At 54.4% G+C, this 14,888-nt stretch carries 18 protein-coding genes and 1 tRNA gene; 2 read left to right on the forward strand and 17 right to left on the reverse strand.

Annotation, left to right across the window (positions count from 1 at the left end; genetic code table 11):
- The 6 genes from H6A25_RS12050 to H6A25_RS12075 all read right to left on the reverse strand — a co-directional run.
- A partial coding sequence (locus tag H6A25_RS12050) for a hypothetical protein (protein WP_204752367.1) occupies positions 1-214 on the reverse strand: 214 nt, incomplete at its 3' end.
- Between the two features lie 82 nt (positions 215-296).
- Positions 297-833 (reverse strand): hypothetical protein, encoded by a 537-nt coding sequence (locus H6A25_RS12055; RefSeq protein WP_204752368.1) that lies wholly within the window; start codon positions 831-833, stop codon positions 297-299.
- A gap of 259 nt (positions 834-1,092) precedes the next feature.
- On the reverse strand, positions 1,093-2,367 hold the full coding sequence (locus H6A25_RS12060) for an ATP-binding cassette domain-containing protein (RefSeq protein ID WP_204752369.1): 1,275 nt from the start codon (positions 2,365-2,367) through the stop codon (positions 1,093-1,095).
- Complete coding sequence (locus H6A25_RS12065; protein WP_204752370.1) at positions 2,368-3,165, reverse strand: ABC transporter permease; 798 nt, start codon at positions 3,163-3,165, stop codon at positions 2,368-2,370. It abuts the gene before it with no gap.
- 154 nt (positions 3,166-3,319) lie between these two features.
- Positions 3,320-4,141, reverse strand: a complete 822-nt coding sequence (locus H6A25_RS12070) for a class I SAM-dependent methyltransferase (protein ID WP_204752371.1) — start codon at positions 4,139-4,141, stop codon at positions 3,320-3,322.
- Positions 4,142-4,346: 205 nt separating this feature from the next.
- A tRNA-Leu gene (locus H6A25_RS12075) sits at positions 4,347-4,429 on the reverse strand.
- Between the two features lie 136 nt (positions 4,430-4,565).
- On the opposite strand from H6A25_RS12075, the gene H6A25_RS12080 reads away from it, so the two are divergent.
- On the forward strand, positions 4,566-5,399 hold the full coding sequence (locus H6A25_RS12080) for a DNA-3-methyladenine glycosylase family protein (protein WP_204752372.1): 834 nt from the start codon (positions 4,566-4,568) through the stop codon (positions 5,397-5,399).
- A gap of 56 nt (positions 5,400-5,455) precedes the next feature.
- A complete protein-coding gene (locus H6A25_RS12085) occupies positions 5,456-6,049 on the forward strand; it encodes an HD domain-containing protein (RefSeq protein WP_204752373.1) in 594 nt (197 codons plus the stop codon).
- Between the two features lie 291 nt (positions 6,050-6,340).
- Here H6A25_RS12085 and larC read toward each other — a convergent pair whose 3' ends face one another.
- From larC to H6A25_RS12135, 11 genes are all read right to left on the reverse strand, one after another.
- Positions 6,341-7,666 carry a nickel pincer cofactor biosynthesis protein LarC gene (gene larC, locus H6A25_RS12090; RefSeq protein WP_204752374.1) on the reverse strand — a complete coding sequence of 442 codons (1,326 nt, stop codon included), beginning with the start codon at positions 7,664-7,666 and terminating at the stop codon, positions 6,341-6,343.
- Between the two features lie 4 nt (positions 7,667-7,670).
- Entirely contained in the window at positions 7,671-8,429 is a 759-nt protein-coding gene (gene larB, locus H6A25_RS12095; RefSeq protein WP_204752375.1) for a nickel pincer cofactor biosynthesis protein LarB, read from the reverse strand.
- Positions 8,422-9,174: an ATP-dependent sacrificial sulfur transferase LarE gene (gene larE, locus H6A25_RS12100; RefSeq protein ID WP_204752376.1), complete on the reverse strand. Its 753-nt coding sequence runs from the start codon at positions 9,172-9,174 to the stop codon at positions 8,422-8,424. The genes larB and larE overlap by 8 nt, the downstream gene beginning before the upstream one ends.
- A 13-nt stretch (positions 9,175-9,187) precedes the next feature.
- Positions 9,188-9,727 (reverse strand): FmdE family protein, encoded by a 540-nt coding sequence (locus tag H6A25_RS12105; protein WP_204752377.1) that lies wholly within the window; start codon positions 9,725-9,727, stop codon positions 9,188-9,190.
- A 184-nt stretch (positions 9,728-9,911) separates the two neighbouring features.
- Positions 9,912-10,367, reverse strand: coding sequence for a DUF3841 domain-containing protein (locus H6A25_RS12110; RefSeq protein WP_204752378.1), 456 nt, complete (start codon positions 10,365-10,367; stop codon positions 9,912-9,914).
- The gene (locus H6A25_RS12905; RefSeq protein ID WP_243423365.1) at positions 10,349-10,480 is read right to left on the reverse strand and encodes a DUF3841 domain-containing protein; all 132 of its coding nucleotides are present in this window, start codon (positions 10,478-10,480) and stop codon (positions 10,349-10,351) included. The genes H6A25_RS12110 and H6A25_RS12905 overlap by 19 nt, the downstream gene beginning before the upstream one ends.
- Positions 10,481-10,514: 34 nt before the next feature.
- A complete protein-coding gene (locus H6A25_RS12115) occupies positions 10,515-10,724 on the reverse strand; it encodes a hypothetical protein (RefSeq protein ID WP_204752379.1) in 210 nt (69 codons plus the stop codon).
- A gap of 47 nt (positions 10,725-10,771) precedes the next feature.
- Positions 10,772-11,293: a DUF308 domain-containing protein gene (locus tag H6A25_RS12120; RefSeq protein WP_204752380.1), complete on the reverse strand. Its 522-nt coding sequence runs from the start codon at positions 11,291-11,293 to the stop codon at positions 10,772-10,774.
- A gap of 23 nt (positions 11,294-11,316) precedes the next feature.
- Positions 11,317-12,558 (reverse strand): AI-2E family transporter, encoded by a 1,242-nt coding sequence (locus tag H6A25_RS12125; protein ID WP_204752381.1) that lies wholly within the window; start codon positions 12,556-12,558, stop codon positions 11,317-11,319.
- Positions 12,559-12,654: 96 nt separating this feature from the next.
- Positions 12,655-13,671, reverse strand: coding sequence for an alpha/beta hydrolase (locus H6A25_RS12130; RefSeq protein WP_204752382.1), 1,017 nt, complete (start codon positions 13,669-13,671; stop codon positions 12,655-12,657).
- 1 nt (position 13,672) lies between these two features.
- Positions 13,673-14,494 carry a hypothetical protein gene (locus H6A25_RS12135; RefSeq protein WP_204752383.1) on the reverse strand — a complete coding sequence of 274 codons (822 nt, stop codon included), beginning with the start codon at positions 14,492-14,494 and terminating at the stop codon, positions 13,673-13,675.
- Positions 14,495-14,888: the final 394 nt, after the last annotated feature.

Raw genomic sequence — 14,888 nt, forward strand, 5'->3', positions numbered from 1 at the left:
CTCCGGAAGTGATCTGCGTTCCGTGCGGTTTTGCAGTTACACTATCCGGATCCGGCAATGCTTCCTCCTGAGATGTTGTCGCCGTAATTGTTATGCCGGCGTGGCTATACGTCTTTGTATGGGTATCTACCGCCAACGCCATAGAAATCGGAAAAACAGACATGAGGATCGCACAAGCCAATACAGAAGATAGAACCCTAAAAAATTTATTCATATGCACCACCTATTAAGATAAAGGCTGCAGCCTCTGGTAATAGTCAGCCCAGAGGCTGCAGCTCTCAGACATCATTGGTCTATTATTGGGTAACCTTTATAGTCAGAGCAAAATCCTTCTCACCAACTTGCCCCATTGCACTGACAAAAGAGTGCGCGTTGGCGTATTCTTCGGCAGTAAATACATATTCCTCATCAAAACTGGAGAAGCCGACCGTCAGAGAAGAAATCCGCTCTTCACCTGCTCTGTAGCTGTCAGCGACAGTAGTGTAAGATAGGATACGCGCTGTCCCGCCCAAATCCCCGGCCTTTACTTCGCTCATGTCGATACTCGTAAGAGCCAAAACATCATTTTCCAATGTAATCGTCACCTGGTAGGGATAATCACCTGTAGGCGTCTCCAGAACCGCATTGTCAGACGGCGCTTGCGTAGGCGGGACAGAGGGGTCGGTGAGATGGGCCGTGACATCCAAAATCCAGTTAATTTTCCAATCCACATAGGCATCTGCTGTAACGGTTTCACCAACCGAAACAGAGTCTGCCGCAAAGGCGGCCACCGACAGGGACATCATGCAGGCAACAGCCAGAACCAGGGACATGATTTTCTTCATAGTTTTCATAGTTTCTACAATCCTTTCACATAAGAAGTTGTGGGTGTCCGTTTGGACACAGGCGGATTGGGACATAATCGTATTTCTGGACATCACGCTCCTCGAATATATTTATTTAGCGCATGATAGAGTTAGATATAGCTAACTCTATGCTTTAAATAAAGGCGCTGCGCGCCTGTGGTTAGCTTCCGCTAACTACCTGATATTATAGCGCCCGTTTTTCGCTTTGTCATTTGCCACAGCAAACAGAAAGCAAATTTTTTGATTTTTATTTTATTCTGATTTTTCTGCCGTCACCTTCGATGATCCCCTCCTCCCGCATACGGGAGATCTCCCGGCAATAGGCCGAGTAATTGGCGTTGAGGTGCCGTGCCGCTTCCTTCTGGGAGAATGGAAGAGTCTTAAAGCCTTCCGGATCGGTTTTTAGTGTGGACAGGTACATCAGGATACGCTTTCTGAGCCTCGGCTCAGCCAGAAGCTGATTTTTCAGGCTCAGGATGGTCAGCTTTTCGGCCATTCCCCGGATCAGGTTGCTTTTCATCAGAGAGAGATCCCGGTCGTCCATGTCCTGTAAGAGCTTTTCTGTCGGGATAAACAGAATTCTTGTCTCCTGCAGTGCCCAGACCTCTACCCAACTGCTCTGTTTCCCAACGGCAATGGCCTCCCCGAAGGTCTCTCCGGCATAAAACTTGCGGATGATCTGGGATTCCCGCTCCGTGGATATTTCCGCCTGAACGCAGCCGCGCAGAATCACACCGATGTTCTCCCGACTCTCTTCCTGCCGCCAGATGGCCTCGTTGGCGCCGTAGCTGACCTCGTAGCCGCCCAGACGCTGGATGACCCGGGTGCGGCTCTCCGCTGAAAGCCCCTCAAAGAGCTTTACCCTTTGCAGGACTTCCTCCTGGCTGAGGATAGGCGCTTCATCCTCCTCGTCCATACAGCATCCGGCGCAGTTGCCGCAGCCCAGCTCCTCCAGACGAATCACGGTGGCGCCCAAAAGTTTGGCGTCGTCCACCCCGTGGGTGGCAACCAGCAGGATGCGGTCACCCTTCATCTCCAGTATGTAGTCGATGACTTGTTGGCGGGTGTCCTTATCAAGACCGGTAAAGGGTTCATCCAGAATGATCAGCTTTGCCGGAAAGTGCATGGCACGGGCCAGTGCCACGCGGCGCTTCATCCCGCCGGAGAGTTGGGATACCGGCTGGCTCAGGCAGTCCGCCGGGAGTATCTTAGCCAGATTCTCGGCAATCTTTTCTCTGTCCGGCTTGGTCTTGTACATGATGGCCACATTCTCCACCGGAGAGAGCCACATGAAAAGGCGGTCCTCCTGAAACATGGCGGCGATGTCGTTTTCCCCAAGACCGTCTATCGTTCCGGCATCCGGATTTTCCAGCCCCATCAGGATGCGCAGCAGCGTGGTCTTGCCCATGCCGGAGGGACCCATCAGGCAGTAGATCTTTCCGTCCTCCAGCGTGTAATCCACGCCGGTGAGAACCTTTTTCGCTCCAAAGGATTTTTGGATATTTCTCAGTGTGATAGACAATTACATTCCCTCCTTTCCCATGTGAGGATTTGCAGCCGGAGCCTGCTGGCGGGGAACATCCAGCTTCTCCAGCAGCCACAAAAAGCCACGCTCAAACACAATGCTCAAAATCACCACGACGATGGTCCATGCAAACAGGTTACCCGTTTGGAGATAGGTCTTGGCGGCGTACATCTCCCGTCCGATAGAGGGCTTCGGGGTGCCGATGACCTCGGCCATAATGCCGGACTTCCAGCTCATGCCCAAGGATACCCGGCAGCCGCTGATAAGAAAGGGCATAAGGGTGGGGCGGTAGACATACTTGAAGCGGTACCAGCGGGACATTCCATATTCCTTGGAGATCTCCAGAAGGTTTTTATCTACCGCCTCCAATCCTGCCAGAGTGTTTGTGTAGATCAGCGGCAGGACAATGAGAAAGGAGAGATAAATGGTCAGCGCCTGGTTTCCCACCCAGATCAGCAGCATAATGACAAAAGAGATCATGGGCACGATTTTCAGCATCGCCATCACCGGCGCGATGATATCCTTCAGCAGAGGCATTCGATAACAGAGCACCGCCAGAGCAAAGCCCAATGCAAAGGAGAGCAGAAACCCCAGCGTGATGCGCAGGAAGGAGGCTGCACAAATCATCCAGAAGTCCGGTTTTGCCACCTGCTCCGCCAAAGAGGAGAGCATGTGCAGCGGGCCGGACAGGATAATGCGGTTATCGATAACCCGGTCGGCAATTTCCCAGAGGACAAGCCACATGATCGTGATGAATATCATTTTGAGCCAGTGCTGTTTTGTCAGTTTTTTCATAGGCATACCACCTTCGGGGGTTAGCTAAAGCTAACTATTGGGCAAAAATGATTCGCACCCACGGTGCGCATATTTATATTAGCATGGCGCACTTCGCCTTGTCGTTTGCCATGGCAAATTTTCAGAAATTTATTTTCCGATTACAGGTCACGGCTTATTTAAACTCCGCATGGATCATAAAGCTCATGTGAAAAGTGCGCATGACCCAGTTGAACAGGCGGGTGACAGGTGTTTTGCGGTAGCCGCCTTTCAGATAACCGTCAGCATAGTCTTTCTCAATCACATTGACGATGCTGGGCGACCAGCTTTCCAGTTCCTCCTTGGGCCGCTCCAGGGAGAAAAAGGACTTTGTGCTGTTGTTCCCCGCCAGCTTTACTTCGGCATTGACGCCTTTCAAACCCAAGGCATTTACCGCATCAAAAGCAATCATGCCGCCGGGAAATTTCTCCGCCATAGCGCACAGCAGAGAGCGCACCTGCGCTGTCTCAAAGTAGTAGAACAGACCTCCGGCGGTGAACACGATGCCATCTGCTGGGTCAAAGTTGAGTTTGTCAAACCATGAAAAGTCGTTGAGGTCGCATGCAATGTTTCGCTCAAGCTCCCCCTTGGGGATGTGCTTCTCACGCAGGGCGATTACATTCTCCATATCCAGACAGTACCAGGGATTTGTCTCATTTCCCATCTGCCGCCGCAGACAGGACAGCCCAGCACCCATCTCTACCACGGTTGCTTTGGGGTGCTGTTTTAGGTACTCGGTGATCTCCCAGGCCAGGTTGTACTGGCGAATTACACAGTTGATCCACATATATTGAAGCCGGTACATGGCCCTGCCGGATATGTCCTCGCCCAGCTCCCGGACAATGCGCTCCGCGTCCCGGTCCGGGAAGAGATCGGGGTACTTCCTTGCCGCGATCATCCGCCCGCACAGGGGCATACAGAGGGTGTGCTGGACGGTGTTTTCCGCTAACTCTGACATGACAAATCTCCTGTGTTCTTTGTATCAGTGAATTAAAACCATCGAAATAGCTGCCAGAAGAATGGTGCCAGCAGGCAAATCAGCCCCAACATGATAAATGTTTTGCTCATAGCCATTACCCTATCCTTCAGAATATAGTCAATGGCAGTCGTTTCTAATATGATTACAGAAAATATACAGACTGTTCACATATTGCAAAAATTTCTGGTACGGGTAGTGGGGGTCGAACCCACACGGTTGCCCACAGGAACCTAAATCCTGCGCGTCTGCCAATTCCGCCATACCCGCATACAAAGCCTATACAGCATATCACAAACACCCCGCTTCGTCAATGGAGCGTCCTGTTGCCCTAAAGAGCCGGATATGCTACAATTCTGTTCAGATTTGCCGTCATACACACCCCTGTGGGAGGAACCATAGCCCTATGATACAGCCAATTTATTGCGAAAACACCATTCAGATCCCCCTGGATTTCCCCTTCTCCCTGGAGCATATCTTTACCTGCGGCCAATGCTTCCGCTGGCAAAAATCCCCCCTGGGCGGTTATGTGGGCGTAGCCTTTGGATGCCCCACCCGGATATGGGCCGATCAGGAATGCCTTTTTCTTCGCGGAACAGCCCAGGATGTTGAGGAAGTGTGGCGGAATTATTTTGATCTGGACCGGGACTATCAGGCCATGACCCAGGATTTTCTCGTCAATCCCTTTATGGAAAAAGCGGTGGCCTATGGGGAGGGGCTTCGGATCCTCCGTCAGGATCCCTGGGAAACCCTGATCTCCTTTCTGGTTTCCCAGTGCAACCGCATTCCCCGCATCCAGGCCATTCTGGACCGGCTGTGCCGGGCTTTTGGCGATCCCGTGGAGTTGGAAGGAGAAACTTTATATACCTTTCCCTCTCCCCAGACCCTGGCCGGGCTGACGGCAGAAGATCTGGCCTTTCTGCGGGCCGGATACCGCTCTCCCTATCTGCTCTCAGCCGCCCAGGCCATCACAGAAGGCCGCTTTTCTCTGGAGCAGGTTTCTCTCCTACCTACGCCCCAGGCCCGGACTGCTCTGATGGAGCTGCCCGGCGTTGGCCGAAAGGTGGCCGACTGTATCCTTCTCTTCGGTCTGGGACGGCTGGAAGCCTTTCCCGTGGACACCTGGATGAAAAAGGCCGGCTCTTTTTATCCTCAGCCGGAAACATTCGGCCCCTATGCCGGTGTGGCCCAGCAATACATCTTTCACTATGCCCGTTCCACCGGTCTTTCCCTCCATTGACTTTCCCTGCCCCATGGAGTATAGTAGACAAAATACCCGAAAATGGAGATGATCTTTTGGAAAGCCAACGCTTTTCTCAGCAACTCACCTTTCTCACCCAAGTGGACAAAATGAAAAATATACTGCGCCAGACCCTTCTGGCCGATGGTTCCCGCCGGGAGACCGACGCCGAACATTCCTGGCACTTTGCCCTGATGGCCATGGTGCTTTATGAATACTGCGCCCTGCCCCATGTGGATCTGAACCGGGTGCTGAAAATGGCCCTGGTCCACGATCTGGTAGAAATTTATGCAGGGGATACCTTCTGCTATGACCAGGCCGCCAACGAGGACAAGGCTCTGCGGGAAAAGCAGTCTGCCGACCGTCTTTTTGCCCTCCTGCCGGAAGATCAGGGAGTGGAATACCGGAAGCTGTGGGAGGAATTTGATGCCATGGAGACCCCCGATGCCCGGTACGCCGCTGCCATCGACCGTCTCCAGCCGCTGATCAACAATCTGCTGACAGAAGGACACACCTGGAAGCTGGGAAATGTGGCTGCCGCTCAAGTCTATCAGCGGATGGATCCCATCCGCACAGCCGCTCCGGCCCTGTGGCCTTTCGTTGAAAAATCCATCAGGGAATCGGTGGAAAAGGGCTATCTTCGCCCCTGAAAACAGACAGAACTCCAAAATCCCCGCAGCTTGCGCTGCGGGGATCTTTCAGTCTGTCGAGAAACCTTTATCGTGTGGGAAGACCTTTTGTCCTACCCCAACCAACCTGCCAAAACCGGCGACCTGTGCGTCGGTTTTGGCACCTCTCAAGGGGCAAGTGTGGCCGATTGACCGCCAGAAGCGGCCAATCGGCTGCATGCAGGCCCTTGCAAAAACTCGAACAAGTGGCTTTAGCCACTTGTTCGACACGCTCCAAAATCCCCGCAGCTTGCGCTGCGGGGATTTTTTGCTTTATTTCTTTTTCTCCACCATAGCCCGGGCCTGGCGCAAACTGACGCCCTCCCGGATGGCCAGAGCGGCCAGATCCTCATATTCGTATTTGCTCCGCTCCGTACCATAACCCCCAGCTGTTTTCTCCCCGATGGTTCCCCAGGGGGTCTCCACCTGCTCCATCTGACGCTTCAGTGTGTAGCGGCCCATCCGGCTTTCCCGCACCCCCAGGGTGGTGGTGTGGCGGAAGATCTGCTCCACCATCTTCTCCCGATCCTCCGGGCGGCACATCACCCGCAGCAGAATCCCCGGCCGGGACTTTTTCATACCAATAGGAAGAGTGTATACATCCAAAGCTCCCGCTTCAAAAAGCCGGTCCATGGCAAATCCCACTTCTTCCCCTGTCATGTCGTCCATGTTGCAGGAAAGCTCCACAATCTGCCCGGCCTCTTCCTGGGTCTCTCCCCAAAGGGCCCGGACACAGTTGGCCGCTTCAAAATCCTTTTTGCCCATGCCATAGCCCACCTTCCGGGTGCGCATCACCGGCATATCCCCAAAACGGGTGGCAAAATGCTTCAGCAGCGCAGCGCCGGTGGGCGTACACAGTTCTCCTTGGATCTTGCCCCCGTAGATGGGCACATCCTCCAGGATATAGGCAGTGGCCGGAGCAGGCACCGGCAGAACACCATGGGCACAGCGCACCTTTCCGCTGCCCACATGGACCGGGGATACTACCACCTGTTCAGGAGCCAGCTCGGCCATAAGCATACACACCGCCGTGATATCAGCCACGGCATCCAGGGAACCTACCTCATGGAAATGGATCTGCTCCACCGGCGCACCATGAGCCCGGCTTTCCGCCTGGGCAATCAGTCCATAAACCGCCAGCGCATCCTCTTTCACCTGTTCCGGCACATCCAGATGCCCCACAATATGGGCAATGTCTGCCATGCCGCTGTGATGATGATGTCCGTGGCTATGGCTGTGTTCATGGTCATGGCCGTGTTCATGATCGTGGCTGTGTTCGTGATCGTGGCCGTGTTCGTGATCGTGGCTATGCTCATGATCATGGCTGTGCCCATGATCATGGCTGTGTTCGTGATCATGGCCGTGTTCGTGATCGTGCACATCCTGGCTTGTTTCCTCCTGGCCATGGACGCTCACCGAAAAATGGGTCCCGGTGATACCGCATTTCACCGAAGGCTCTGCCTTGGCTTCCACGCCGGGGATCCCCAGAGCAGCAAAACGGCGGAGAAAGTCCTCCCTCTCCGGCACAAGTTCCAACAAAGCGGCGGCCAGCATATCCCCGGCCGCACCCATTCCGCAATCCAAATACAGGGTTTTCATGGATCTATTCTCCTTTTTTCTCCATATGGTTGATCATACTGGCCAGATATCCGGCGCCGAAGCCATTGTCGATGTTGACCACCGACACCCCGCTGGCGCAGGAGTTGAGCATAGAGAGCAGAGCTGTCAGGCCGTGGAACGATGCCCCATACCCCACACTGGTAGGAACGGCGATTACAGGACAATCCGCCAGACCGCCGATGACGCTGGCCAGTGCCCCCTCCATACCGGCAATGGCAATGATGACGCTGGCCTCCATAATATCTTCCAGATGGGCCAGAGTGCGGTGAATGCCTGCCACGCCCACATCATACAGCCGCATCACCTTGTTTCCCAGCACCTGGGCGGTGAGAGCCGCTTCCTCCGCCACAGGAATGTCACTGGTACCGCCGGTGGCCACCAAAATCGTGCCCAACCCATAAGGCTCCGGCATGGGGCCCACAATGGCCACCCGGGCATCGGCGTGATAGGAGATCTCATGGCTCTTTGCCAGCTCCTGGGCACTTTCCGGAGAAAGGCGGGTGATGAGCACGGTCTCCTGACCGTTCTTCTTCATCACATCCAGGATCCCCGCCATCTGCTGGGGGGTCTTTCCTGCTCCGTAAATCACCTCTGCGGTGCCCTGCCGAGCTTTCCGGTGAAGATCCACCTTGGCAAAGCCAATGTCCTCAAAGGGCGCGGTTTTCAGCTGAAGCATGGCCTGCTCCACCGAAATCTCCCCCTGCCGCACTCCTTCCAGCACCTGTCTGATTTCTTTATTCATGGCGCACCTCCAGATCCAGCACCACGCTGGGATAGTATTCTTTCAGCTTGCAAAGCACCTTCTGCCGCTCCTTCAGCAGTTTGGGAAGCTGACCGGCAGGCAGCTGCAATTTGGCCCCGCCCTCCGGCGTCATGCGCACCCGGAAATCGGAAAAGCCCAGAGAAAAAAGAAAATCCTCCCCCTCTTCGGTGCGCCGCAGCAGCTCCTTTGTAATGGAAATGCCGGTGGGGATCCGGGTAGCCAGGCAGGCGTAAGCCGGCTTGTCCCAGGTGAAAAGCCCGGCCTCTTTGGAAAGGCGGCGTATGGCATCCTTGCTCAGGCCGCACTCCCGCAAAGGCGAACGCACCGAAAGTTCCCGCAAGGCCCGCATACCCGGCCTGTCTCCTGCGTCGTCGGAAGCATTGGTGCCGTCAATCAGAAGAGAATAGCCATCTTTCCCGGCCTCTTCCATGATCCTTCGGAAAATGGCCTTTTTGCAGTAATAACACCGCTCCGGGGAGTTTTCTGCCACCAGAAGCTCTTCCAGCACATCCACCGGCAGCGTGGTCATGGGCACTCCCTGCTCTTCCGCCAGGCGAAGGGCATCCTGCCATTCAAAATCGGGCTGGAAAGGGCTTTTCACATAATAGGCCCGCCAGTCCTGCCCCCAGGATGCGGCGGCATACAGCAGATAAGCTGAGTCCACTCCCCCGGAAAAAGCCAGTGCCCCCCGGGGATTTTCCTGAAAAAATTCCTGCAATGTCATATTTTCTTCCCCCTTATACCCGGAATCGGTCGTACTGACTGCGGCAATCAGGGCAAAGCCATTTCCCATTTTGCAGAATCAGCCAGCCTTCGCCGGTCTCTTCCCCGCAGCCATCACACAACCGGCTGCCCGTCACCTGGGCCCGTAAAGGCAAAGGGATCCGGGTTTCCCCCACCAAAAACAGCTCTTCCGGATTTTTGCTCTGATAATAGGCAAAGGATTCCTCCCGGCTCATAGAACCGGGACGGGGCCGGAGCGAAAGGCGCACAGACCGGCCGCTTTTCCTGTTGTAAAAGGAAAAGGCCTGCTTCCCCGTGATGTGAAACAGCAGATTTCCCTTCCCCATGCTGCATCCCAGCAGCACCTGGATGGCGTCCACACTGCAAGAGTCATTTTCTGCAATGCACACCACCTGCTCATCGTCGGAAAAGGTCAGTTCCAGCAGCTTTATGGCATATTGGGCCGCTTTGTATCCAATGGTCAGCCCGCCGCATGCATGGCCGTGAAAGTCCACGCACCGCTGCCAATCGCTCCCCTTATTTTTGTTTTCCATATTTTCCCTCTTCTCAAAACATAAAAAGGCACACGGCCTTGAAAAAATGCCGCGTGCCTTCGGACACACCTGTTTTCTACCATCAAAAATCTGTTTCTGTATTTCTGTTTCGGGCAGACATCTGCCCTTTGGCCGCTTCAGCGGCCTGTTTCTTTTTCGATGATACCAATTTTCTCCGGCAATGTCAACCATCGCAAATTTCTGTCCATTCCCGGCGCAGCTCCCACAATGTGCCCTGGGCCATATCCCCGCAGCGGGGAGGACAGGTGAACAACCGCTCCCAGCTGTCCACAATCTTCCTGCGAAGAAGGGGATAGAAATTGCCCTTGTCCGAATCAATGATGGCGCTTTCGCTGGCGATACCATATCGTTCCATCTCAGAATTGTGGCGCCGCTCATCCTCCTGATCCAAGGGGATATACCACTGGTTGACCCGATATCCCCAGCGCTCTGCATCGGTAATGAGCAAAGCTTCCTCGGGCACTCTCAATGTGAGCACCACGCTTCCTTCCACCAGCTGGAGCATACTCTCCCGGCTGAGGGACACCCATACAGAAAACTCCACCCCATCGGGACGGGGCACAAACCGCTCTCCTTGCCTGGCGTACCACCGGTACAGCTTCAGATAGAAATCGGCCATATCCCCGTTTTCAACCGAATGGCCTCTTCGGTGGCCACATACCGGCCGCAGCGCTCCAGCTCTTCCAAAACAGCAGGATGCTGCCGGGTCCACACCATTTTCTCCCGGGACATGCTGCACTCTCCCCTTTTCTCTCAGCCTATGGCATCACTGAGCAATTTCATTCTCCCCGTCCTGCTCCAGCATTTCGTCCAGCTGCTCATCCAGCTGCTGGGCTTCCGAGGATTTCTCCGCCTTCTTTTTGCTGTGAATCAGACGGCCGGCCACAACGGCGCACACCGCCATCACCGCAGCCACACCGCAGAGAACGCCGATGATGATGTTTTTGTAGGGGCAAGTTTTGATCTTTGCTTTCATGGTTTTTTCCTCCTGATCCATCGTTCTTTTCCCGTAGGGCATACCGATTATAAATAAAAGGAATTAAAAAACAGCGCACTGAGAATGGCGTCCACTCCCCGGAGAATCAACTGACCTCCCACCAGCATTCCCACCAGCGCGATGGCTGTCATAGGCTGGAAAATGGCCGCCAGCCCCAGCAGCACCTGCAAAATCCCCAGGGCCATAAATGCCAGCCAGCCCCGGGCCTGGAATTGATGCAGTTCCAGACCTCGCAAAAAGGTGGTCACACCGATAAACAGGATCCATACACTGAAGAGCACCGGCACGGTCACCACCGTGATCCACCGGTTAAAAAGAACCAAAAGACCCAAAAGCAAGGTGATGATGGCATTGAGCAGGGTGCTGCCCAATCCGCAGAAAATCCCTCGCAGCCGGCTGTAAACTGCCAGCTCTGCAAGGCCATTGCCAATGAGCATCAGCGCCAGAAACACGGACACCGCCCGCAAAGCGCCCCCCGGATTGAAGGCCACCAGCACCCCGGCCAGCACCAGCAGAAGACCGCCGCACAGCCACAGAGTCCGATACAATCGATTGTTTTTTCCCAGTGTCCTCACACTCCCTTCCCTGGCGGGTCCTTGGGTTTTCTCTTTCTTCTGGGCATCACCGGCGGATTGACCACCGTCAGCGCCTGGGCCCGATCCCCATAACGGCGACGGAGTCTGCCGTACACATCTTCCCGCAAAAGAGCATAGATCACCGAACTGATGGGAATAAAGAGCAGCATTCCCGGAATCCCCATGGCATTGCCGCCCACCGTCACCGCTACCAGTACCCAGATGGAAGGCAGGCCCACAGAATTGCCCACCACATGAGGATAGATCAAATTTCCCTCCAGCTGCTGGAGGATGAAAAACAACACAATAAACCACAGGGCTTTCACAGGTTCTACCATCAAAAGGAGAAAAGCCCCTACCACCAGCCCGATCATGGCCCCGAAAATGGGGATCAGGGCGGTGAATGCGATGAGCACACCGATGAGAAGTGCATAGGGAAATCCCAGAAGGGTCATGGCCACAAAAAACATTCCGCCCAGAATGCAGGCTTCCAGACACTGGCCGGACAAAAACCGGGCAAAAGTCAAGCTGGACAGGGAAGCGATGTGCAAAAACCGTTCCACCACTTTTTCCGGCAGGAAAGCATAGAGCAGCTGCTTGCACTGGCGGCTCAGCTTTTCCTTCTGCATCAGCACATAGAAGGAGAAAATCAGCGCCAGGAAAAAGTTGACCACTTTCCCGGCCACACTGGTGGCGACTCCGATGGTGGAAGTGACCACCTGGGAGCCGGCCGACCGCAGCCATGTGCCCACTTTCTGGATGATCTCATCCCAATCCAGCCGAATCTCCGTGATCTGCTGGGTGATCTTCTGGGCAATGTCGGGGTATCGGTCTCCCAGCTGATAGGCCCAGCGCTGCAAAGCCTGAATGGCCACCTGGCTCTGCTCGATCACCGTACCGATGGTGTCCACCAAAGCAGGAACCACCTGGAAAAAGACGAAAAACAGCACCCCGGCCACCAGGATCAATGTGATAACCAGGCTGATGGCCCGTCGGTTTTTGTAAAGATAATTTTTGGGGTCTTTGATCCATTTTTCAATGATCCGTATCTCGATGAAACGCATAGGAACATTGAGCACAAATGCCACGCAAGCCCCCAACACAAAGGGGAACACATAACCAAAAGCTGTCTGGAGCCCGGCAGCGATCATTTCCCACCGCTGGAGAGCTGCATAAAGCAAAACAGTAAAAGCAATGATTCCCAGGATCTTTTTCAGATTGTCACGATTCAGCTCCACAAAATCCCCCCATACGCCAAAGAAAGGCAAAAATACATACCCACTGCTCCTTTGCTGTCAGTGTACCATATTATCCCCTGTTATGGGAGAGTTTTCTCATTCTTTTTTCCCATTTTCGGAAAAAATCACCTGGCGCAGCTCTTTGTCCAGCGCCTCCAGCCTTTCTTCGGGCAAGGCAATGGCCGAAGGGAGCATACTGTTGAGCGCCCGGATGGTAAGCGGCCGGGCGCCCCAGGCATATTCCGGCTTTTCCAGCAGCGGATAATACCGCTGCAAAATGGCCATACACTGGGGATTTTCCATCAAACTGCGGCCCAGCACATCCACGCTGTAGCCGCCCATGCTCTGGGCCGTGGGGCAGGGATCCGGCGTATCGGCCGGGTAATCTCCCCACAGCCGCCGCAGCCAGCGGACACTCATGGAATGCCACAGGCGCACATCTTCATCCACTTTGGCCGACCGGCCGGAAGAAGTAAAAGGCTTGGCCAGAGACAGGCCGTGGATCCCATGCTGGAACACATGGCACTCCACCGGCACTTCCAGCCGTACCAATTCCCCGGCAAAATCCAGCGTCTGCTGCACCGGCACGATCTCGTCCTCCCAGGTGGAGAACAGAAAGGCGGGCGGGGTCTTTTTATCCCCTTTTCCCAAAAGGGCAGGGGGATTCATCGGCTGCATCAGGCCGCACTGAGGCTCACCCAAACAGGGATATCCCAGCACCATGGCCTGGGGCCGCTCTTCTCCCTCCAGGCAAAGGGCCGCCGCCAGGTGTCCGCCGGCGGAAAAACCCACCGCGGCAATGCGCTGGGGATCGATATCCCACTCCCGGGCATTCTGCCGGATCAGGCGAAGAGCCTGCCGGGCCTGCTCCAAAGGCAGGGGCCACTGAACGCCCTTCCCCACACTGTACTCAAGCACAAAAGCACTGAAGCCCTCGGCCAGATAAGCCAGGGCCACCGGCTCGCCTTCCCGTTTGGACAGCCGCTGATAGGCGCCGCCGGGGCAGATGAGCACCGCCTGTCGGGGCGATGCGTTTTGAAACTGTTTTTCTGGTTCATGGAGATAGGCGGTGAGCAGACCGCCCTTTTCCAAAGGGATTTGCTGGATGCGCATTCTATTGTTCCTTTCTTCCGCTGGGGATGTCCTCCCTCTTTTTCATCGTGGGGATAAACCGGCGGACAAAACTGCCCTTTCCCCTTCCTTTGATGTAGCATACGCCAATGATGGAGAAGACCACCGCGCCAATGAAATTGACGAACAGGTCCTTCATGGTATCGATGATGCCGATATCCAGGTATCCACCCAGATCCCACTCTTCTCCGTTGACCACAAGACTTTCCACCGGCACAGTCACCGGCACATTTTTCCCCTCCGGATTGAGTTCCACCGAAGTCACCTGGGAGATGACGGTATCCTTCTGCATATCCATGCCGAAATAACGGTCCATGCCAAATTCAAAAAACTCCCACAGTACCCCCACAGTCATGGAAAAGCAAAAGGCAAAAAGCCCCACAAAAACAGGAGCCAGATTCAATGCCACCTTTTCGCTGCGGTTGAGGATATCGATGAGAGAAAAACCAATGGCCGCCATCAAAAAGCCGCTGATGGTGTGGAGCATGGTATCCCAATAGGGAAACTGGAGATAATAGGCCCGGATCTCTCCCAGTATTTCCGCTGAAAAAACAAACAGCAGAATGATGACTTCCAATGTATCCGGCACATCGATGTGGAGCCGGTGCTCCACAAGGGAGGGAATGGTGAACAGAACCAGGGTGAGCAGGCAGAGAAACACATTGAAATAATCTTTGTTGAAGATCTGTGCCACCATCACCAGCAGCACCAAAAGCCGCAGCACCACATAGACGGCCACCAGGCCTTTGTTCTGCCGGGCAAATTCCCGGATGGATCCCCACTTTTCTGCTTTCTTTTTGGACATTCCATTCTCCTTTTCCATCAAACAAACACTGTACCGGTCATCCTCCGGTTTTGCGGTTATTATACCATGAAGCGAAGCGACATGGGATATTGGCCATGTTTTCGGTTGTCCCGCAAACGGGACGAGAAAATGGCCGCAAAAATCCAGTATAATAACTGCTCTGCGGTTATTATACCATGACGCCAATGCGGCATGGTATATTGGCCGTGTTTTCGGTTGTCCCACAAGGGACGAGAAAACGGCCGCAAAATCAGTATCATAGCCGCTTGCGGCTATGATACCATAGCTGCAAGTCCAGGCAGACTTGCACGCCGCCAATGAGGCGTAAAATCAGCTTTGCTGATTTTTGCTATGGTGTAACATCAACAGCAGTCGTTTTGCAGGCAAAACGACT

The sequence above is a fragment of the Intestinimonas butyriciproducens genome (assembly GCF_016901775.1).
Taxonomy (GTDB): Bacteria; Bacillota; Clostridia; order Oscillospirales; family Butyricicoccaceae; genus Pseudobutyricicoccus.